Consider the following 19,782-nt stretch of genomic DNA (forward strand, 5'->3'; position numbering starts at 1 on the left):
CGGCCTCAGGCGACAGCATCTTCACCGCGCGAAGCAAGAACAAGATCCTTCGGCACCACGCCGAATCACCACACGAACTTCCGACTCGGGACACTTAGGTACAGGAAGGGGCCTTCATGTACCTAGGCGAACGGCCACAGCGCGCGCGGCCGGGGGCTGAAGGGCCTTTCACCGCATGAGACGCGGCGAAAGGCCCTTTCAGCCCACCCCCGAACTGCCAAAAGTGCGTGAAAGTCCCTGTCACGAAAAGAAATCCTTGCTTCGCCCAGCGCGACGGGCGCACTCTTGATCTTGTGTTCACGCCGATCGCCTTCGCCGCGGCGGGCGCCGGATCGGCGCTCGTCACCCGCTCCTGCCTGCGCCGGGCCGGAGCACCGGTGACGGCTTGGGCGGCGGCCGTCGCGGCGGTGGCGCTCGTCGCGGTCTGGCTGCGGCATCAAGCGGGAGCCTGGCCGGCGTGGTGGCTGGCGGTCCCGGCCGTGCTGACCGTCTTCGCGGTCCCGCTGGCGCTCGCCGACCTGAAGTACCGGCGCCTGCCCGACATCCTGACCCTGCCCGCGTACCCGGCGCTGGCCGCCGCGCTCGCGGTCGCCGCGCAAGCGGGAGGGGCGGCCATCGCGTGGCGGGCCGTGCTGGGCGCGCTGGTCTTCGGCGGGGCGCACGCGCTCGTCCACGCGCTGTCGCCACGCTCGCTCGGCGCCGGTGACGTGAAGCTCGCCGGGAGTCTCGGCGCGGTCCTCGCCGCGACGGGCTGGCCGTCGGTCGTGCTCGGCGCCGTCGCCGCCGCGTTACTGAGCGTGGCGCTCGCGGTGGGCGGGCCCCGGCATCCCACGGTGCCGCACGGGCCCGGTCTCCTGGTGGCGGCGTGGGCGCTCGCCGTCTTCGCCGGACCCGGTCCGGGATAGCCCGGCCTGTACCGGGACGGAGAGGAGGTTGTGACAGGATCTGTCAGGTGTTGCGCTGGATAACCGCAGGGGAATCGCACGGACCCGCCCTCGCCGCCATCCTGGAAGGGATGCCCGCCGGGGTCGAGGTCACCACCGCCGAAGTGGGCGAGCAGCTCGCGCGACGGCGGCTCGGCTTCGGCCGCAGCCCCCGCATGGGCTTCGAGACCGACCACATCGAGTTCACCGGCGGCGTCCGGCACGGGCTCACCCAGGGTGGCCCCGTCGCGGTCCAGATCGAGAACGCCGAGTGGCCCAAGTGGGAGAAGGTCATGTCGGCCGATCCCGTGCCCGCCGAGGAGCTGGAAGGCCTGGCGCGCAACGAGCCGCTGACCCGTCCCCGGCCAGGCCACGCGGATCTGCCCGGCATGCAGAAGTACGGCTTCCCCGAGGCCCGTCCGGTGCTGGAGCGCGCGAGCGCCCGTGAGACGGCGTCCCGCACGGCGCTCGGCACGGTGGCCCGCGCGTACCTCAAGCAGCTGCTGGGGGTCGAGATCCTCAGCCACGTCGTCTCCATCGGCGGCGCCTCGGCGCCCGAGGGCCCGCTGCCGGTGCCGTCGGACCTGCCCTCCATCGATGAGAGCCCCGTCCGCGCCTTCGGCAAGGAGGGGACCGACGCGATGGTCGCCGAGGTCGACGCCGTGCGGAAGGCGGGTGACACCGTCGGCGGCGTGATCGAGGTGATCGCCTACGGCCTGCCGCCGGGCCTCGGCTCGCACGTCCACTGGGACCGCAGGCTCGACGCCCGCCTCGCCGGCGCGCTCATGGGTGTCCAGGCGATGAAGGGTGTGGAGGTCGGCGACGGCTTCACCACGGCCAAGCGCTGGGGCAGCCAGGCCCACGACGAGATCGACCGCGGCACCGGTCCGGTCGGGGTGACCCGCCGGTCCAACCGCGCGGGCGGGCTCGAAGGCGGCATCACCAACGGCGAGCCGCTGCGCGTGCGCGTCGCCATGAAGCCGATTTCGACCGTCCCCAAAGCACTGTCCACTGTGGATGTCACCACCGGCGAACCCGCGGTGGCCATCCACCAGCGTTCCGACGTCTGTGCGGTACCCCGCGCCGGGGTCGTGCTGGAGTCGGTGGTCGCGCTGGTGCTCGCGGACGCCGCGCTGGAGAAGTTCGGCGGAGACTCGCTGATCGAGGGCAAGCGCAACGCCGAGGCCTACCTGAAGGCGCTCGAGGAGCGCTGGTGACTCCTCGCGCGGTGATCATCGGGCCGCCGGGCTCCGGCAAGAGCACGGTCGGCCCGGCGCTCGCCGCCCGGCTCGGCCTCGCCTTCCGCGACACCGACGACGACATCGTCGTGAGCGCGGGCAAGCCCATCACCGACATCTTCACCGAGGAGGGCGAGCCCGCCTTCCGCGCGCTGGAGGAGGAGATGGTCGCGAAGGCGCTGGCGGAACACGACGGCGTCCTCTCCCTGGGCGGGGGAGCGCCGATCACCCCCGGCACGCGCGAGCGGCTCGCCGGCCACACCGTCGTCTTCCTCAACGTCGGGATGGCCGCGGGCGTCCAGCGCGCCGGGCTCTCGACCGCGCGTCCGCTGCTGGCCGGGGTGAACCCCCGCGCCACCTACAAATCGCTCCTCGACGCGCGCCTGCCGGTGTACCGCGAGGTCGCCACGATCGAAATCGACACCGACCGGCTGACCGCCGACGAGGTCGTCGAGGCCGCCGTCATCGGGCTGCACGAGATCAGCAAGGAACGAACATGAAGCGCACCACCACCACCACGACCGGCGTCCTCCTCGCCGTCGTGGCCCTGACCCTGACGGCGTGCGGCGAGGAGAAGCAGCCCGCCGGCGCGGACGTCGTCCAGACTTCCGCCGCGCAGACCGGTTCCGCCGCTCCGGCGGAGGACGTCGCCGCCGACGTCAAGGTCACCAAATGCGACAGCAACAGCTACACCCCGAAGATCACCATCGAGGTCACCAACAGCACGGGCGAGGACGCGCGCTACGCCGTCACCATCGCGATCAAGGACGCCGACGGCAAGGCCTCCGGTGAAGCGCTGTTCGCGAAGAACCGGATGTCGCCCGGCCAGAAGGTGACCGAAGAGATCCCGGGGGACACCCCGGTCAAGGGCAAGATCACCTGCGAGGTCGCGAGGGCAAAGCGGCTTCCGCCGAAGTGAGGGGAACGATGACCGAGCCGGTCCGCATCACCGTCAACACCGCCAAGCCGTACGACGTCGTCATCGGCCGCGGCCTGCTCGGCGAGCTCACCGAGCAGCTCGCCGACGCCTCCAAGGTCGCGCTGATCCACCCGCCGACGCTGACGACGACCGCGGAGGCCATCCGCGACGAACTGGCCGAGGCCGGGATCGACGCGCACCGGGTCGAGATCCCCGACGCCGAGGACGGCAAGGCGCTCACCGTCGCCAGCTTCTGCTGGGAGGTCCTCGGCCGCATGGGCCTCGACCGCCAGGGTGTGGTCGTCGGGCTCGGCGGCGGCGCCGTGACCGACCTGGCCGGGTTCGTCGCCGCGACCTGGATGCGCGGCGTCCGCCTGGTCAACGTGCCCACCACGCTGCTGGGCATGGTCGACGCCTCCCTCGGCGGCAAGACCGGCATCAACACCGAGGCCGGCAAGAACCTGGTCGGCGTCTTCCACGAGCCGAGCGCGGTCTTCGTCGACCTGGCGACGCTGGAAACGTTGCCTCCCAACGAACTCGTCGCGGGAATGGCCGAGGTGGTCAAGGCCGGGTTCATCGCCGACCCGCGCATCGTCGAACTCGTCGAGCAGGATCCCGCCGCGGCGCTGGACACCACGGGCGAGGTCCTCGGCGAACTGGTCCGCCGCTCGATCCAGGTGAAGGCCGACGTCGTCGCCGCGGATCTGCGCGAGTCGGATCTGCGCGAGATCCTCAACTACGGCCACACCCTCGCCCACGCGATCGAACGCCGCGAGCGGTACCGGTGGCGCCACGGCGCGGCGGTCAGCGTCGGCCTCGTGTTCGCCGCCGAACTCGCGCGGCTCGCGGGCCGTCTCGACGACGCCACCGCGGCGCGGCACACGTCGGTCCTCAAGATGCTGGGCCTGCCGACCACGTACGACCCGGACGCGCTCCCGCAGTTGCTGGAGACGATGAAGGGCGACAAGAAGACCCGGTCCGGCGTGCTGCGCTTCGTCGTCCTCGACGGCCTCGCCAAACCCGGAAGGCTGGAGGGCCCGGACCCGTCGCTGCTCGCCGCCGCGTACTCGGTGGTCGCGGGCGACGCCCCCAAGGCGGGCGGGAGCGTGCTGCTGTGAAGGTGCTCGTCCTCAACGGCCCCAACCTCGGCAGGCTCGGTCTGCGCGAACCCGGTATCTACGGTTCGGCCACGCACGCGGATCTGGTCACCACCTGCGTCGAAGCAGGCAAGGAGCTGGGGATCGACGTCGAGGTCCGGCAGACCGACCACGAGGGCGAGATGGTCGGCTGGCTGCACGAAGCCGCCGACGCGGGCCGGCCGGTGGTGCTCAACGCGGCCGCGTGGACGCACTATTCGATCGCGGTCCGCGACGCCGCCGCGCAGCTCACGGCGCCGCTGATCGAGCTGCACATCTCCAACGTGCACAAACGTGAGCGGTTCCGGCACCACAGCGTGCTGTCGGACATCGCCACCGCGGTCATCGCCGGGCTCGGGGTCGACGGGTATCCGCTGGCCCTGCGCTGGATGGCCGCGAACGCGGCGTGAACAACCCTCCCGAGATCGAGACCGCGCGGCTCCGGCTGCGCGCGTTGACGGAAGCGGACACCGAGGCGATCGTCGCGCTCTTCGCCGACCCGGCGATGAGCGCGCATTTCGCGGACCGGCTGACCGAGCCGGACCTGGTCCGCGAAATGGTCGGCAGGCGACTGGCGTACCGCGGCCCGGCCGGGATGGGGCACTGGGCGATCGAACGTGACGGCGAGGTGATCGGCCTCGCGCATCTGCGGCCGTCGCAGGAGCTGCCCGGCGACGTACCGGAGGTCGGCTACTACCTGGCGCGTGCGCACGGCGGCCAGGGCCTGGCGACCGAGGCCGCGAAGGCCCTGCTGGACCACGGGCTCGTCGGGCTCGGCCTGTCGTCGGTGTGGGCGCTCGTCGGCGAGTCCAATGTGGCCAGTCAGAACCTGGTGAAGCGCTTGGGTTTCCTCGACGTCGGCGGCGGCGACCACTACGGCAGCGGGCCGCACCGCGTCTTCGTCGCGCTGCCATCGGACCACGGCCGCGCGCACCACATCGAACTGTGGGTCCCCGATCTCGCCCGCGCCGAGGAGAGCTGGGGCTGGCTGCTCGGCGAACTCGGCTGGCGGGAATTCCAGCGCTGGCCCGCCGGGGTCAGCTGGAAACACGGCGCGACCTATCTCGTCGTCGAGCGTTCTCCCGCGCTCAGCGGCGAAAAGCACGAGCGCACCGCGCCGGGCCTGAACCATCTCGCCCTGCACGTCGAGTCGCGCGAACGGGTGAACGAACTGGCTTCGAAGGCGCTCGAACACGGCTGGTCGCCGATGTTCGCGGACAAGTTCCCGAATGCGGGCGGTGATCACCACTACGCCGCCTACCTCGAAAACGCCGATGGCTTCGAAGTGGAATTGGTCGCCCTACCGGGTACTGACGTCACCCGGCCGGGTTAAGCCTCGCTACACTCGGCCATCATGCGCCTTTTTCGTGGGGGTCGGCGACCCGCCCGTGCCGTGGTGGCTGTCCTCGCGGCAGGCGCGGTCCTCGTGGCGTGCAGTGCCGAGCTCGTCCAGTCACAGGCCGACGGCAAGGGCGGCGGGATAGGCGGAGCCCAGCCGCCCAAGGAAAAGCCGCGGCCGATGGACGTCGAACTTGCGACGAGCGACCCCCGGGCCAGTGGCGGTGTGGTGGCCGCGGGCGATCAGGACGCGGTCTACAACTACGGCCCGACGGTGATGCGCGACGGCGGCAAGCTCCGGATGTGGTGGTGCAGCCAGTACGGCAGTGCGCAGCCGCCCGGTGACGACATCCTCTACGCACAGTCGCCCTCGCTCGACGGTCCCTTCACCGGCCCGTCCGGTGGCGGCCCGACGGCGGTGTTCTCCGGCGCGCCCGGCGGTTTCGACGGTATGCACACCTGCGATCCGTCGGTGATCAAGGTCGGCTCGATCTACTACATGTACTACACCGGCGCGGCGGGCGATCACGCGCTCGGCAACTCGATCGGGCTCGCGACCAGCCCCGACGGCCTCAACTGGACCCGAGCCGCGGGCGGGCAGCCGATCATCGGGCCCTCGCACGACGTGCATCGCGCCAACGTCTACGGCGCCGGCCAGCCCTCGGCGGTGTACCTCGACGGCTGGTTCTACGTGCTCTTCACCGACACCACGGCGAAGGGCGCCGGGTGGAACGGCGCCGGGCAATTCCTGCTCCGCGCCAAGGACGCGGCGTTCAGCCGAGGCGTGGAGACGCTGGGGGAGCAGGGCTTCATCCCCAAGCCGAGCACGATCTCGCCGCGCACCCGCTCACTGGTCGACGGATTCAGCACGGATCTGATGTGGGTCGGCGCGCTCGACGCCTTCGTGATCGCGCACGAGACCGAAACCGGCACCACGCTCACCTTCTGGACCAGGGACTTCTCCGCGCAGCCGTACCGGACGGCGATCATCCCCGGCGCGTGGAAGGAAGGCCCCGGCCTGGTCCGGCGGCCCGACGGGCACGCGCCGCTCTCCTCGGGCGACGTCTGCGACCGGGTCCCGTTCGACGTCGTCCGGGCCACGATCGTCGGCGGCGCGGGGGCGCCGACCGACCTCAAACATTTCGGCCTGGACGTCCGCGGCTCGCGGGCCTGCGACGGCGACGCCCGCGTCCGGACCTCGTTCGAAGGCGTCGCGATGCCGTCACCGCAGCGGACCATCGATCTGGTCGCCGACGGCACCCTGGTGCGGGTCGACCGGCGTTCCGTGGCGGCGACCCTCGCGAGCGAGATCCTGGACCAGCGGCTCAAGGTCGTCGACAAGTTCCCGCAGGCGGCGCGGCTGAGCGCCGGGGCGAGGATGGTGCGCGCCCCCGGTCGCGGGTTCGGCGTGGTGCTCGACGGCAAACTGTTCGCGGTGCCGGACGCCGGGACGGCGGCGTTGAACGACTCGGCCGTCGAGCAGATCAGCGATCAGGCCTGGGACGGTTTCCCCGCCGGTTTCCCGCTCGCGGGCTGATCTTCGCCGTCTCCGGCCTTGGTGATGCGGCCGCCGACGAACAGGCCGAGCCCGGCCGGGATGAGCACCAGCAGGGCCGAGAAGGCGGCGCCGCCGGTGAGCGCGCCGCCGAGCTCCGATACGCCGGTCTGATCGACGAACACCGCGCGGCCGATGACGTACAGCACCCCCGAGACCGGTCCGGCGATCAGCGCCGCGATGAACCAGTTCCTGCCGCGTTCGGGTTTGCCCCGCCAGGCGTCCACGGCGCTCCAGCCCGCCGCCGCGCCGACCAGGACGGCGAGGGCGAGGGAGGTGGCGAGCGTCTTGTCGGTGGGGTTGAAGACCTCGTACTTGGCCAGCACGGTGACGGCCGCGCCGTGCAGCAGCGCCATCACGAGTCCACGAGTCAGCCACGGTGCCATGGGGTGAGTTTAACTCGCCAGTAGCGATGGTCACCCCCGCGCGGTCCTGGACCGCCGGTGGAAGGTCCGTGAATGCCTCCTTCCCTACTTTGAGGGTAGGGAAGGAGGCCCTCACGGACTTACGGCGGTGCCACACAGGACGCATCGGTCACTGGAGCCACATCCGTCCCGCGGGCCGAGGCTGTGGCTGGCCAAGTCCGTGAAGGCCTCCTTGAGGGACTCTGGGTCCCTCAAGGAGGCCTTCACGGACCACCGCGCACCACAAGCGCCGCAAGCAGTCGGCGAAACGCGTCAAGCGAGGCGTCCGCCAGGACCGCGCGCACCCCCTAAACTCCAAGGCGTGCGTGAATACTTCTCTCGCCGCCGCGCGGCGCTGCGTTCCCTGCTGGCCGACTCCGGGGTGGACGCGCTGCTGGTCACGGACCTGCTCAACATCAGGTACCTGACCGGCTTCACCGGGTCCAACGCCGCTCTCCTCGTCCACGGGAGCGGCGACGACAAGACGATCTTCTGCACCGACGGCCGCTACACGGTCCAGTCGGCGACGGAGGTGCCCGACCTCGAACGGGTGTTGGACCGCGCGAGCGCGGCGAAGCTGGCCGACCTCGCGGCAGGGAAGAAGTTCGGCAAGACCGGGTTCGAGAGCCAGCACGTCAGTGTCGAGCAGCACGAAGATCTCAAGGTGCGCTTCGACCGCGTCGAGCTGGTCCGGACGCCGGGGCTTGTCGAGCAGCTGCGGCTGGTCAAGGACGAGCAGGAGATCGAGGCGCTGCGCCAGGCGTGCGCCGCGGCCGACAGGGCGCTGGAGGATCTGGTGTCCGCCGGCGGGCTCCGGCCGGGCCGGACCGAGCTGGACGTCGCGCGCGACCTCGAGAATCGCATGCTCGGCCACGGGTCGACGGGGCCGTCGTTCGACACGATCGTCGCGGCGGGCGTCAACTCCGCGATCCCGCACCACCGGCCCACTTCGGCCGTGCTCGCGAACGGCGACTTCGTCAAGATCGACTTCGGCGCCACGGTCGACGGTTACCACTCCGACATGACCCGCACGTTCGTCCTCGGCAAGCCGGCGGCGTGGCAGGAGGAGATCTACGAGCTGGTCCAGCGCGCGCAGGCGGCGGGCTGCGACGCCGTCCTGCCCGGCGCCGAAGTGTCCGAAGTGGACAAAGCGGCGCGCGGGGTCATAGTCGACGCGGGGCGCGGCGACGAGTTCGGCCACGGTCTCGGCCACGGGGTCGGACTGCAGGTGCACGAGGCGCCCAGCCTGGCCGCCACCGGCGTCGGTACACTGTCCGCCGGTATGGCCGTCACCGTCGAACCTGGTGTGTATCTGCCCGGACGCGGAGGCGTGCGCATCGAGGACACGCTGGTCGTGCGGGAAGGTACGCCCGAACTCCTCACGCTGAGCACCAAGGAACTCGTGGTCGTCTGACGGCGGCCCGGAAGATCGACACAGGAGACTGCACACTCGTGGCCACCACCAACGACCTGAAGAACGGGCTCGTCCTCAACCTCGACGGCCAGCTCTGGACCGTCACCGCGTTCCAGCACGTCAAGCCGGGCAAGGGCGGCGCGTTCGTCCGCACGACGCTCAAGCACGTGCTGACCGGCAAGGTCGTCGACAAGACCTTCAACGCGGGGACGAAGGTCGATACGGCCACCGTCGACCGTCGCAACATGACGTACCTGTACAAGGACGGCGCGGACTTCGTGTTCATGGACGCGGAGACCTACGACCAGATCACCGTGCTGGCCGAGACCGTCGGCGACAACGCGAACTACCTGCTCGAGAACTTCGAGGTCCAGGTCGCGGTGCACGAGGGCGTCCCGCTGTACATCGAGCTGCCGACCTCGGTCGAGTTGATCGTCCAGCACACCGATCCCGGCCTGCAGGGCGACCGCTCCACCGGTGGCACCAAGCCGGCCACCCTGGAGACCGGCGCCGAGATCCAGGTGCCGCTGTTCCTCACCACCGGCGAGAAGATCAAGGTCGACACCCGTGACGGCCGCTACCTGGGCCGCGTCTCCAACTGATGGCCGGTTCAGACAAGTCCGGCAAGTCGCCGAACCGCGGTGGGCCGATCAGCCGCCGCCAGGCACGCAAGCGTGCCGTCGAAGTGCTGTACGAAGCCGCCCAGCGCGGCGCCGACGCGGTGACGTTGCTGGCGGACAGGGTCGGTTCGGTCGAGGTCGATCCGATCGGGGACTACACGATCTCGCTGGTCGAGGGTGTCACCGGGCGCAAGGCAGCGATCGATGAGTTGCTCTCCGAGCATGCTCAGGGCTGGACGCTGGACCGGATGCCGCCGGTGGACCTGGCGGTGCTCCGGGTCGGCGTCTACGAACTGCTGTGGGCCGAGGACGTGCCGGACCCGGTCGCCATCGACGAGGCCGTCGGGCTGGCGAAGGAGCTGTCGACCGACGACTCGCCGCGGTTCGTGAACGGCGTGCTCGGCCGCATCGGCACCATCGCGGACCGGCTCCGCGCGGTCTTGTGACAAGGGTGACCACGATCAGGTGACCAAGGCTGAGGTGACCAAGGTCTTTTGATCTTTGGAGTCGCGCGTTTTGGCCGTCAGGCCCCGGAAACGCGGCTGCGGGCCGCCTTCATGTTAACGGGCCGTGCCTTGCCAAGGCACGGCCCGTAGACGCGTTTCCGGTCGCGCGATGGACCATCTAGTCCTCTTTGGACGGTCGAGCCTCTGGCGGCAGCACACCCCAGTCGATCAGCTGCTCGGTGAGCTCTCCGGGGGTCATGTCGTAGATGATCGCCAGTGAACGCAGGTCTTCGGTGCGGATGGAGAGCACCTTGCCGTTGTAGTCGCCGCGCTGGCTCTGGATGGTGGCGGCGTAGCGGGCGAGCGGCCCGACTTTCTCCGCCGGGAGCTGTTGGAGACGCTCCAGGTTGATGACGATCTTCGTGGCGGGTTCGGCGCCCGACGGCACCCGGCCCTCCGGCAGCAGCTCGACCACCGGCACGCCGTAGAAATCGGCCAGTTCGGCGAGCTTCTGCACGGTGACGGCGCGGTCTCCGCGCTCGTACGAACCGACGACGACGGCCTTCCAGCGGCCTCCGGACTTCTGCTCGACCCCGTGCAGGGACAGGCCCTGCTGCTGGCGGATCCCGCGGAGCTTGGCCCCGAGCGCCTTGGCGTAATCGCCCATCTGGTGGTTCTCCGTTTCCTCACCCCCAACCGGTCGAGGGTGACCGATCCAGGGGACTCCTAGAGTCGAATACTCAGAGTAATGGTTACGCATAGTTGTCACCAGGTCAAGCGGGTGCTTTCGAGAGGTGTTCGTCACCTGGGGCGCGCCACCCGTAAGACTGAGGGCTCCTGCCTGCTAGTGTCGGTTCGATTTCCTCGCCAAGCAGGAAGTCGACGTCCTTTAAGGACCCGTCCAGAGAGGCGGGGAAGGAGGTCCGCCTTGTCGTCACGTCCGCGTGGCGCGGCGGAACCGGCGGGAGAGCGCGAGCTGCTCTCGTCCGGCGATGTCGCGCGCACGATCGCCCGAATGGCCCACCAGGTCATCGAGAAGACCGCTCTCGGTGCGGGTGGCTCGACTCCGCCCGTGTTGCTGGGCATCCCCACCCGGGGTACTCCGCTCGCCCTGCGGCTCGCGGACAAGATCGCCGAGTTCTCCGGCATCCGTCCGCCGACCGGTGCGCTGGACATCACGCTCTACCGTGATGATCTCCGCCGCCGCCCGCCCCGCGCGCTCGAACATTCGCAGCTGCCGCCGACCGGTATCGACGACGCGGTGGTGATCCTGGTCGACGACGTGCTGTTCTCCGGCCGCACCATCCGCGCCGCCCTCGACGCCCTGCGCGACCACGGCCGCCCGCGCGCGGTCCAGCTGGCCGTGCTGGTCGACCGCGGCCACCGCGAACTGCCGATCCGCGCCGACTACGTGGGCAAGAACGTGCCCACCTCGCGCGCCGAAGGGATCGAGGTCCTGCTGTCCGAAGTGGACGGACGGGACACGGTTCTGCTTCGCGCGCAACCAGAAGGAGATCGATCGTGAAGCACCTGCTCGCCACCGACGGGCTCGACCCGGCGCTCGCGACAGCCGTGCTGGACACCGCCGAAGAGCTCAAGCACACCCTGCTGGGCCGCGAGGTCCGCAAACTGCCGACGTTGCGCGGCCGCACCGTGATCACGTTGTTCTACGAGAACTCGACCCGCACCCGCGTCTCGTTCGAGATCGCGGGGAAGTGGATGAGCGCCGACGTGATCAACGTCTCCGCCTCCAGTTCCTCGGTCAACAAGGGCGAATCGCTGCGGGACACCGCGCTGACGCTGGCCGCGGCCGGCGCCGACTGCGTGATCATCCGGCACCCCGCCTCCGGGGCGGCGCAGCGGCTTTCGGGCTGGCTCGCCGAAGCCGGGACGGCGGTCGTCAACGCGGGCGACGGGACGCACGAGCATCCGACGCAGGCGCTGCTCGACGCGGCGACGCTGCGGGAGCGCCTCGGCTCGCTGGAGGGGCGCCGGATCGCGATCGTCGGCGACGTCCTGCACAGCCGGGTCGCGCGGTCGAACATCCACCTGCTGTCGGCGCTGGGCGCGGAAGTGGTGCTCGTCGCGCCGCCGACGCTGCTGCCCGCCGGGTTGGAAAGCCTGCCGGTCACCGTGTCGCACGAACTCGACGCCGAACTGCCCGCGGTCGACGCGGTCATGATGCTGCGAGTTCAGGCGGAGCGCATGCACGGGGGCTTCTTCCCTTCGTCTCGCGAGTACTCGATCTCCTACGGCCTCAACGAACGACGGATGAAGCTCCTGCCGGAGCACGCCGTCGTCCTGCACCCCGGCCCGATGCTGCGCGGGATGGAGATCGCCTCGGCGGTCGCCGACTCCCCGGCCTCGGCCATCACCGAACAGGTCCGCAACGGCGTCCACGTGCGCATGGCGGTCCTCTACCACCTGCTCGCCAGCGAAGGAGCCACCGCGTGACCATCGTCCTGATCAAGGGCGCCCGACCCTACGGCGAGGGCGACCCGGTCGACGTGCTCGTCGAGGACGGGGTCATCACCGACATCGGTTCGATCGACACCCCGGACAACGCCGAAGTCATCGAGGCGGGCGGCCAGGTGCTGCTCCCCGGTTTCGTCGACCTGCACACCCACCTGCGCGAACCCGGCCGCGAGGACACCGAGACCATCGCGACCGGTTCGGCCGCGGCCGCGCTCGGTGGCTACACCGCGGTGTTCGCCATGGCCAACACCGACCCGGTGGCCGACAACGCGGTGATCGTCGACCACGTGTGGCGGCGCGGCCAGGAGGCCGGGCTGGTCGACGTGCACCCGGTCGGCGCGGTCACCGTGGGCCTCAAGGGCGAGAAACTCGCCGAACTGGGCACGATGGCGAAGTCCGAAGCCAAGGTGAAGGTCTTCTCCGACGACGGTCTCTGCGTCGCGGACCCGCTGCTCATGCGCCGCGCGCTGGAGTACTCGACGGCGCTCGGCGTGGTCATCGCCCAGCACGCCGAGGAGCCGCGGCTGACCGTCGGCGCCCAGGCGCACGAAGGCGAGCAGGCCGCCCGCCTGGGCTACACCGGCTGGCCCGCTTCGGCGGAGGAGTCGATCGTGGCCCGCGACTGCCTGCTGGCGCAGCACGCGAACGCGCGGCTGCACGTCTGCCACGTGTCCACCTCGGGCACGGCCGACATCCTGAAGTGGGCCAAGGATCGCGGTACCAAGGTTTCGGCCGAGGTCACCCCGCATCACCTGCTGCTGACCGACGAGCGGCTCGCGACCTACGACCCGGTCAACAAGGTCAACCCGCCGCTGCGCACCGAATCCGACGCCGAGAAGCTGCGCGCCGCGCTGGCCGAGGGCGTCATCGACTGCGTCGCCACCGACCATGCGCCGCACGCCGTCCAGGACAAGGACTGCGAGTGGAACTCGGCCCGGCCCGGCATGCTCGGTCTCCAGACGGCGTTGTCGATCGTGGTCGAGACCATGGTCCGCACCGGCCTGCTGGACTGGCGGGGCGTCGCGCGGGTGATGAGCGAGCGGCCCGCCGAGATCGGCGACCTGACCGACCACGGCCGTCCGATCGAGGTCGGCGAACCGGCCAACCTGACTCTGGTGGACCCGGAAACCGAATGGACCGTACGGGGCGTCGAGTTCGCGAGCATCGCGGCGAACACCCCGTACGAAGGAATGCGGCTCCCCGGCGTGGTGACGGCGACGTTGCTGCGCGGGCGGATCACCGCGCGGGAAGGGAAGATCGCGCAATGAGCGACCGGATTCTGCTGACCCTGGCGGTCTTCGCCTTCTTCCTGTTCTGCGTCTTCCTGATGTGGCGCGGCTGGCGGCGCAAGTCGCGCGCGCAGAGCGTCCAGGTGCCGCCGTTCCCGGAGATCCCCGCGGAGCCCGGTGAGGCATCCCTCGAATCGACCGGCGTCTACATCAGCACCACGACGGCGGGGCACTGGCAGGAGCGCGTGGTCACCCGCGGCGCCGGCCTGCGCACCGGCGCGGTCTGGCGGCTGCACGAAGACGGCATCGCCATCGAACGCGGCGGCGCCCCGGACTTCTGGATCCCGCGCGCGTCCGTCACCGGCGTCCGCAAGGACAAGGGGATGGCCGGGAAGGTGATGGGCATCGACGCGCTGCTCGTCATCACCTGGCTGGCGGGCGACGTCGAACTGGACACCGGATTCCGCGGCGACGACGTCGACGACTATCCACAGTGGATCGAAGCTTTGCAAGACACTCGCAACGACATCAAGGGAGGTGCCTGATGAGCACCACGAACGGCATTAGGACCCCCGCGGCACTGGTCCTCGAAGACGGCCGCGTGTTCCGCGGCTCCGCGTACGGCGCCCGTGGCCGGAGCCTGGGCGAGGCGGTGTTCTGCACCGGCATGACCGGCTACCAGGAGACGCTGACCGACCCCTCCTACCACCGGCAGATCGTGGTCCAGACCGCGCCGCAGATCGGCAACACCGGCTGGAACGACGAGGACGACGAGTCCGCCCGCATCTGGGTTTCGGGTTACGTCGTCCGCGACTCGGCGCGCACCCCGTCCAACTGGCGCTCCAAGCGCACGCTGGACGAGGAACTGGAGCGCCAGGGTGTCGTCGGGATCTCCGAAGTGGACACTCGCACGCTGACCCGGCACCTGCGCGAGCAGGGCGCCATGCGCTCCGGCGTGTTCTCCGGTGACGCGCTGGGCACCGACGAGGAAATGCTCGCCGAGGTGAAGGCCAGCCCGCAGATGAAGGGCGCCGACCTCGCCGGCGAGGTCACCACGAAGCAGCCGTACGTGGTCAAGGCGCAGGGGGAGACCCGGTTCCGCGTGGCCGCGCTGGACCTGGGCATCAAGTCCAACACCCCGCGCCTGATGGCCGCGCGCGGCATCGAGGTGCACGTGCTGCCCTCGTCGTCCACTGTGGACGAACTGCTCGCGGTCGAGGCGGACGGCGTGTTCCTGTCCAACGGGCCGGGCGACCCGGCGACCACCGCGCACGCGACCGAGCTGACGAAGTCCGTGCTGCAGCGGGAAATCCCGCTGTTCGGCATCTGCTTCGGCAACCAGATCCTCGGCCGCGCGCTGGGGCTGGGCACCTACAAGATGCGCTACGGCCACCGCGGGATCAACATCCCGGTGATCGACGTGGCCACCAAACGGGTCGCGATCACCGCGCAGAACCACGGTTTCGCCCTCGAAGGCGAGCCGGGGCAGCGGTTCGAGTCGCCGTTCGGCGCCGCCCAGATCTCGCACTACTGCCCGAACGACGACACCGTCGAAGGTGTCCGCGCGTTCGACGTCCCCGCGTTCTCGGTGCAGTACCACCCCGAGGCCGCCGCCGGCCCGCACGACGCGGCCCCCCTGTTCGATGAGTTCGTGGGTCTAATGAGCAAGAGCGCGGGGCGGGGAAATGGCTGATCAGCTGGCCGGCCACGACGGCGCGCACCGGCCGAAGGCCTCGCGAACGTGGAGGCGGGCCGCCTTCGGCGCGGACTGCAACGGAATTCCAGAACTCACGGCCCGGCTACGCGTTCGTCGACCGCGCGCCATGATCAACACGGAGAAGGCCAAGTAATGCCGAAGAGGACAGACATCCAGCACGTGCTGGTGATCGGCTCCGGGCCGATCGTGATCGGCCAGGCGGCGGAGTTCGACTACTCCGGCACCCAGGCCTGCCGCGTGCTCCGCGAAGAGGGACTGCGCGTCTCGCTGGTGAACTCGAACCCGGCGACCATCATGACCGACCCCGAGTTCGCCGACGCCACCTACATCGAGCCGGTCACCCCGGAATTCGTCGAGAAGGTCATCGCCGAGGAACGCCCCGACGCGATCCTGGCGACCCTCGGCGGGCAGACCGCGCTGAACTGCGCCGTCGCCCTGCACGAGCGCGGTGTCCTGGAGAAGTACGGCGTCGAGCTGATCGGCGCCGACGTCGAGGCCATCCAGCGCGGCGAGGACCGGCAGAAGTTCAAGGACATCGTCCGCACGATCGGCGCCGAGGTGCCGCGGTCGCGGGTCTGCCACGACATGGACGAGGTCCGCGCGACCGTCGCCGAGGTCGGCCTCCCGGTGGTCATCCGGCCGTCGTTCACCATGGGCGGGCTCGGCTCGGGCATGGCGCACACCGACGAGGAGCTGCAGCGGCTCGCCTCCACCGGCCTCACCGAGTCGCCGGTCACCGAGGTGCTCATCGAGGAGAGCGTCCTCGGCTGGAAGGAGTTCGAACTCGAGCTCATGCGCGACCGGCACGACAACGTGGTGGTCGTCTGCTCGATCGAGAACATCGACGCGATGGGTGTGCACACCGGCGACTCGGTCACCGTCGCGCCCGCGATGACCCTGACCGACCGCGAGTACCAGCACATGCGCGACGTCGGTATCGCCGTGCTGCGCGAGGTCGGCGTCGACACAGGTGGCTGCAACATCCAGTTCGCGATCAACCCCGAGGACGGCCGCATGGTCGTCATCGAGATGAACCCGCGGGTGTCGCGGTCGAGCGCGCTGGCGTCGAAGGCGACCGGCTTCCCGATCGCCAAGATCGCCGCGAAGCTCGCCATCGGCTACACCCTCGACGAGATCCGCAACGACATCACCGGCGAGACCCCGGCGGCCTTCGAGCCGACGCTGGACTACGTCGTGGTGAAGGTGCCGCGGTTCGCCTTCGAGAAGTTCCCCGGCGCGGACCCCACGCTGACCACGACGATGAAGAGCGTCGGCGAGGCGATGTCGTTCGGCCGCAGCTTCCCCGAGGCGCTCGGCAAGGCATTGCGGTCCATCGACACCAAGGCCACCGGCTTCTGGACCCGCCCCGACCCCGAAGGCGCGACCAAGGAGTCCATCCTGGACGCCCTTCGCACTCCGCACGACGGGCGGATCTACGAGGTCGAGCGGGCGCTGCGGTTCGGTGCCACGGTCGGGGAGATCCACGAGGCCTCGGGTATCGACCCGTGGTTCATCGACCAGATCGCCCTCATCGGCGAGGTCGGCTCGGAGGTCCGCGACGCACTGGTGCTGGACGAGCCGCTGCTGCGGCGCGCCAAGCGCACCGGTCTTTCGGACCGCCAGATCGCCGCGCTGCGGCCGGAACTGGCCGGTGAGGACGGCGTCCGCGCGCTGCGCCGCCGTCTCGGCGTGCGCCCGGTGTACAAGACCGTCGACACCTGCGCGGCCGAATTCGCGGCCAAGACGCCGTACCACTACTCGGCCTACGAGACCGATCCCGCGGCGCAGTCGGAGATCACCGCGCAGACCGACAAGCCGAAGGTGCTGATCCTCGGCTCCGGGCCGAACCGCATCGGGCAGGGCATCGAGTTCGACTACTCGTGCGTGCACGCCGCGATCGCCTTGCGCGAGGCCGGTTTCGAGGCCGTCATGGTCAACTGCAACCCCGAGACCGTCTCCACCGACTACGACACCTCGGACCGGCTGTACTTCGAGCCGCTGTCGTTCGAGGACGTCCTCGAAGTGGTCAACGCCGAGCAGGAGTCGGGCACCGTCGCCGGTGTCATCGTGCAGCTGGGCGGCCAGACCCCGCTTTCGCTGGCGAAGCGCCTCGCCGACGCCGGTGTCCCGGTGATCGGCACCTCCCCGGACGCGATCCACCTCGCCGAGGACCGCGGCGCGTTCGGCGAGGTCCTCACCGACGCCGGGCTCCCCGCGCCGAAGTACGGCACGGCGACCTCGTTCGAGGGCGCGAAGCGGATCGCCGACAAGATCGGCTACCCGGTCCTGGTGCGGCCGTCCTACGTGCTCGGCGGACGCGGTATGGAGATCGTGTACGACGAGGAATCCCTCGCCGGCTACATCCACCGCGCCACCGAGGTCACCCCTGAGCACCCCGTGCTGGTGGACCGGTTCCTCGACGACGCCATCGAGATCGACGTCGACGCGCTCTTCGACGGCGACGAGCTGTTCCTCGGCGGCGTCATGGAGCACATCGAGGAGGCCGGGATCCACTCCGGCGACTCGTCGTGCGCGCTCCCGCCGATCACGCTGGGCCGGACCGACATCGAGACGGTGCGCCGTTCGACCGAGGCCATCGCGCGCGGCGTCGGCGTCCGCGGGCTGCTGAACGTCCAGTACGCGCTCAAGGACGACGTCCTGTACGTCCTGGAGGCCAACCCGCGCGCCTCGCGGACGGTGCCGTTCGTGTCGAAGGCGACCGCGGTGCCGCTGGCGAAGGCCGCGGCGCTGATCATGACCGGCTCGTCGATCAAGGAGCTGCGCGAGTCCGGCGTCCTCCCCGCCGAGGGTGACGGCGGCCACATGCCCGCCGATTCGCCGGTCGCGGTCAAGGAGGCGGTCCTGCCGTTCCACCGCTTCCGCACCCCCGAGGGCCACGGTGTCGACTCGCTGCTCGGCCCGGAGATGAAGTCCACCGGCGAGGTCATGGGCGTCGACGTCTCCTTCGGCAAGGCGTTCGCCAAGTCGCAGGCCGGTGCCTACGGTTCGCTGCCGACGTCGGGCAAGGTGTTCGTCTCCGTCGCCAACCGCGACAAGCGTTCGCTGGTGTTCCCGGTGAAGCGGCTGGCGGACCTCGGCTTCGAGATCCTCGCCACGTCGGGAACCGCGGAAGTGTTGCGGCGCAACGGAATCGCCTGCACCGTCGTGCGCAAGCACTACGAGGGTTCGGCCGAGGGGGAGCAGAACGTCGTGGACGTCATCCTCAGCGGCGAGGTGCAGATGGTGATCAACACCCCGTACGGCAACAGCGGTCCCCGCATCGACGGCTACGAGATCCGCACCGCCGCGGTGTCGAGGGACATCCCCTGCATCACCACGGTGCAGGGCGCCGCGGCGGCCGTGCACGGGATAGAGGCCGTCATCAAGGGCGACATCGGCGTGCGGTCGCTGCAGAGCCTCCAGGCGGCGCTGAAGGCCAAGGCATGAGCGAACGGTTCGGGGCGAGGCTGGCGCGGGCGGTCGCCGAGAAGGGACCGCTCTGCGCCGGGATCGACCCCCATCCGGGGCTGCTCCAGGCGTGGGGTCTTCCGGCGGACGCGGGCGGTCTGGAGAAGTTCGCCCTCACGGCCGCTGAGACGATCGCGCCCGAGGTCGCGGTGATCAAGCCCCAGTCGGCCTTTTTCGAGGCCTACGGGCCTCCTGGGGTCGCCGTTCTGGCCAAGACGATGAAGGTGTGCCGGGACGCGGGCGCGCTCGTCCTGCTGGACGTCAAACGCGGCGACATCGGTTCGACGATGGCGGCGTACACGGCGGCGTTCCTGCCCGCCGGCGCGGAACTCGAGGCGGACGCCATCACGGTGTCGCCGTACCTCGGGTTCGGTTCGCTGGCCCCCGCGCTCGACGTTGCGCGGACGCAAGGCAAGGGGCTGTTCGTCCTCGCGCGCACCTCCAACCCGGAGGCGCAGGGATTGCAGAACGCCTTGCTGCCCAACGGAAAGACCGTCGCGCAGGACATCGTCGACACGGCGGCCGCGTACAACGCGGGCGTCGGGCCCTTGGGTGACATCGGTGTCGTCGTCGGCGCCACCATCACGCCGGGAGAGCTCGATCTGAGCAAGCTGAACGGACCCGTCCTGGCGCCCGGTTTCGGGGCACAGGGGGCCACTCCGGCCGATTTGCGGGCCCTTTTCGGGCCGGGACTGCCGGGTGTGCTCCCCGCGTCGTCCCGTGACGTCCTCAGGCACGGACCCGGCCCCGAAGCGTTGCGTGCGGCCGTTCGGCGGACCCGGGATTCCCTCGGTCCCCTGGAAAAAGGCCAATAGCAGGCCCGGGAATCCGTCATGACCAGCCACCCCCGCATTGTGGGCCGAGGTAACGGGTGGGTACCGTCGCCACACCCACCCAGAT

Annotated in this window: 20 protein-coding genes; 18 read left to right on the forward strand and 2 right to left on the reverse strand. The window is 70.1% G+C overall.

The genetic code is table 11. The features are described from left to right. Positions 1 to 293: 293 nt before the first annotated feature. From ACIHAO_RS37900 to ACIHAO_RS37935, 8 genes are read left to right on the forward strand one after another with little or no spacing between them, the layout of a single operon-like run. A complete protein-coding gene (locus ACIHAO_RS37900) occupies positions 294 to 905 on the forward strand; it encodes a prepilin peptidase (protein ID WP_396566297.1) in 612 nt (203 codons plus the stop codon). Between the two features lie 47 nt (positions 906 to 952). Beyond that, a complete protein-coding gene (gene aroC, locus ACIHAO_RS37905) occupies positions 953 to 2,140 on the forward strand; it encodes a chorismate synthase (RefSeq protein WP_396566299.1) in 1,188 nt (395 codons plus the stop codon). Further along, positions 2,137 to 2,661, forward strand: a complete 525-nt coding sequence (locus ACIHAO_RS37910) for a shikimate kinase (protein ID WP_396566301.1) — start codon at positions 2,137 to 2,139, stop codon at positions 2,659 to 2,661. Before aroC ends, ACIHAO_RS37910 begins: the two co-directional genes overlap by 4 nt. Then, complete coding sequence (locus ACIHAO_RS37915) at positions 2,658 to 3,080, forward strand: hypothetical protein (protein ID WP_396566303.1); 423 nt, start codon at positions 2,658 to 2,660, stop codon at positions 3,078 to 3,080. Before ACIHAO_RS37910 ends, ACIHAO_RS37915 begins: the two co-directional genes overlap by 4 nt. 8 nt (positions 3,081 to 3,088) lie before the next feature. Further along, positions 3,089 to 4,198 carry a 3-dehydroquinate synthase gene (gene aroB, locus ACIHAO_RS37920; protein WP_396566305.1) on the forward strand — a complete coding sequence of 370 codons (1,110 nt, stop codon included), beginning with the start codon at positions 3,089 to 3,091 and terminating at the stop codon, positions 4,196 to 4,198. After that, positions 4,195 to 4,626 carry a type II 3-dehydroquinate dehydratase gene (gene aroQ / locus ACIHAO_RS37925; protein WP_396566307.1) on the forward strand — a complete coding sequence of 144 codons (432 nt, stop codon included), beginning with the start codon at positions 4,195 to 4,197 and terminating at the stop codon, positions 4,624 to 4,626. Before aroB ends, aroQ begins: the two co-directional genes overlap by 4 nt. Beyond that, positions 4,623 to 5,549, forward strand: coding sequence for a GNAT family N-acetyltransferase (locus ACIHAO_RS37930; RefSeq protein ID WP_396566309.1), 927 nt, complete (start codon positions 4,623 to 4,625; stop codon positions 5,547 to 5,549). Before aroQ ends, ACIHAO_RS37930 begins: the two co-directional genes overlap by 4 nt. Before the next feature lie 60 nt (positions 5,550 to 5,609). Then, a complete protein-coding gene (locus ACIHAO_RS37935; RefSeq protein ID WP_396566390.1) occupies positions 5,610 to 7,091 on the forward strand; it encodes a beta-xylosidase in 1,482 nt (493 codons plus the stop codon). On the opposite strand, the gene ACIHAO_RS37940 is transcribed toward ACIHAO_RS37935, so the two are convergent. Next, positions 7,046 to 7,465: a hypothetical protein gene (locus tag ACIHAO_RS37940; protein WP_396566392.1), complete on the reverse strand. Its 420-nt coding sequence runs from the start codon at positions 7,463 to 7,465 to the stop codon at positions 7,046 to 7,048. The two genes, ACIHAO_RS37935 and ACIHAO_RS37940, sit on opposite strands and share 46 nt — an antisense overlap. A gap of 370 nt (positions 7,466 to 7,835) precedes the next feature. Here ACIHAO_RS37940 and ACIHAO_RS37945 point away from each other — a divergent pair, with 370 nt between their 5' ends. Genes ACIHAO_RS37945 through nusB form a run of 3 tightly spaced genes read left to right on the forward strand, consistent with a single transcriptional unit; the run spans position 7,836 to position 9,993 of the window. Then, a complete protein-coding gene (locus tag ACIHAO_RS37945; protein WP_396566311.1) occupies positions 7,836 to 8,927 on the forward strand; it encodes a M24 family metallopeptidase in 1,092 nt (363 codons plus the stop codon). Positions 8,928 to 8,965: 38 nt separating this feature from the next. After that, positions 8,966 to 9,529 (forward strand): elongation factor P, encoded by a 564-nt coding sequence (efp, locus tag ACIHAO_RS37950; RefSeq protein WP_076163692.1) that lies wholly within the window; start codon positions 8,966 to 8,968, stop codon positions 9,527 to 9,529. After that, positions 9,529 to 9,993 carry a transcription antitermination factor NusB gene (gene nusB, locus ACIHAO_RS37955; RefSeq protein ID WP_396566313.1) on the forward strand — a complete coding sequence of 155 codons (465 nt, stop codon included), beginning with the start codon at positions 9,529 to 9,531 and terminating at the stop codon, positions 9,991 to 9,993. Before efp ends, nusB begins: the two co-directional genes overlap by 1 nt. Positions 9,994 to 10,171: 178 nt before the next feature. Here nusB and ACIHAO_RS37960 read toward each other — a convergent pair whose 3' ends face one another. Continuing rightward, a complete protein-coding gene (locus ACIHAO_RS37960; RefSeq protein WP_003096372.1) occupies positions 10,172 to 10,660 on the reverse strand; it encodes a transcriptional regulator in 489 nt (162 codons plus the stop codon). A gap of 261 nt (positions 10,661 to 10,921) precedes the next feature. Here ACIHAO_RS37960 and pyrR point away from each other — a divergent pair, with 261 nt between their 5' ends. The 7 genes from pyrR to pyrF all read left to right on the forward strand — a co-directional run bounded on the left by pyrR (position 10,922) and on the right by pyrF (position 19,697). Continuing rightward, positions 10,922 to 11,518 (forward strand): bifunctional pyr operon transcriptional regulator/uracil phosphoribosyltransferase PyrR, encoded by a 597-nt coding sequence (gene pyrR, locus ACIHAO_RS37965; protein ID WP_016333099.1) that lies wholly within the window; start codon positions 10,922 to 10,924, stop codon positions 11,516 to 11,518. Next, entirely contained in the window at positions 11,515 to 12,447 is a 933-nt protein-coding gene (locus tag ACIHAO_RS37970; RefSeq protein ID WP_396566316.1) for an aspartate carbamoyltransferase catalytic subunit, read from the forward strand. The genes pyrR and ACIHAO_RS37970 overlap by 4 nt, the downstream gene beginning before the upstream one ends. Beyond that, positions 12,444 to 13,736, forward strand: a complete 1,293-nt coding sequence (locus tag ACIHAO_RS37975) for a dihydroorotase (protein WP_396566318.1) — start codon at positions 12,444 to 12,446, stop codon at positions 13,734 to 13,736. The genes ACIHAO_RS37970 and ACIHAO_RS37975 overlap by 4 nt, the downstream gene beginning before the upstream one ends. Continuing rightward, positions 13,733 to 14,242, forward strand: a complete 510-nt coding sequence (locus tag ACIHAO_RS37980) for a transporter (protein WP_396566320.1) — start codon at positions 13,733 to 13,735, stop codon at positions 14,240 to 14,242. The genes ACIHAO_RS37975 and ACIHAO_RS37980 overlap by 4 nt, the downstream gene beginning before the upstream one ends. Beyond that, positions 14,242 to 15,390 (forward strand): glutamine-hydrolyzing carbamoyl-phosphate synthase small subunit, encoded by a 1,149-nt coding sequence (carA, locus tag ACIHAO_RS37985; RefSeq protein ID WP_396566322.1) that lies wholly within the window; start codon positions 14,242 to 14,244, stop codon positions 15,388 to 15,390. The genes ACIHAO_RS37980 and carA overlap by 1 nt, the downstream gene beginning before the upstream one ends. A 156-nt stretch (positions 15,391 to 15,546) precedes the next feature. Next, positions 15,547 to 18,861 carry a carbamoyl-phosphate synthase large subunit gene (gene carB / locus ACIHAO_RS37990; RefSeq protein ID WP_396566324.1) on the forward strand — a complete coding sequence of 1,105 codons (3,315 nt, stop codon included), beginning with the start codon at positions 15,547 to 15,549 and terminating at the stop codon, positions 18,859 to 18,861. After that, the gene (gene pyrF / locus ACIHAO_RS37995; protein WP_396566326.1) at positions 18,858 to 19,697 is read left to right on the forward strand and encodes an orotidine-5'-phosphate decarboxylase; all 840 of its coding nucleotides are present in this window, start codon (positions 18,858 to 18,860) and stop codon (positions 19,695 to 19,697) included. Before carB ends, pyrF begins: the two co-directional genes overlap by 4 nt. Positions 19,698 to 19,782: the final 85 nt, after the last annotated feature.

It is taken from the genome of Amycolatopsis sp. NPDC052450 (assembly GCF_044547565.1).
Taxonomy (GTDB): Bacteria; Actinomycetota; Actinomycetes; order Mycobacteriales; family Pseudonocardiaceae; genus Amycolatopsis.

What these genes read in the sequence shown, in the direction of transcription:
- carA (WP_396566322.1), top strand. Translation starts at nt 14,242, where the DNA reads ATGAGCACCACGAACGGCATTAGGACCCCCGCGGCACTGGTCCTCGAA.
- ACIHAO_RS37940 (WP_396566392.1), bottom strand. Translation starts at nt 7,465, where the DNA reads ATGGCGCTGCTGCACGGCGCGGCCGTCACCGTGCTGGCCAAGTACGAG.
- ACIHAO_RS37915 (WP_396566303.1), top strand. Translation starts at nt 2,658, where the DNA reads ATGAAGCGCACCACCACCACCACGACCGGCGTCCTCCTCGCCGTCGTG.
- aroB (WP_396566305.1), top strand. Translation starts at nt 3,089, where the DNA reads ATGACCGAGCCGGTCCGCATCACCGTCAACACCGCCAAGCCGTACGAC.
- pyrF (WP_396566326.1), top strand. Translation starts at nt 18,858, where the DNA reads ATGAGCGAACGGTTCGGGGCGAGGCTGGCGCGGGCGGTCGCCGAGAAG.
- carB (WP_396566324.1), top strand. Translation starts at nt 15,547, where the DNA reads ATGCCGAAGAGGACAGACATCCAGCACGTGCTGGTGATCGGCTCCGGG.
- ACIHAO_RS37980 (WP_396566320.1), top strand. Translation starts at nt 13,733, where the DNA reads ATGAGCGACCGGATTCTGCTGACCCTGGCGGTCTTCGCCTTCTTCCTG.
- ACIHAO_RS37960 (WP_003096372.1), bottom strand. Translation starts at nt 10,660, where the DNA reads ATGGGCGATTACGCCAAGGCGCTCGGGGCCAAGCTCCGCGGGATCCGC.
- nusB (WP_396566313.1), top strand. Translation starts at nt 9,529, where the DNA reads ATGGCCGGTTCAGACAAGTCCGGCAAGTCGCCGAACCGCGGTGGGCCG.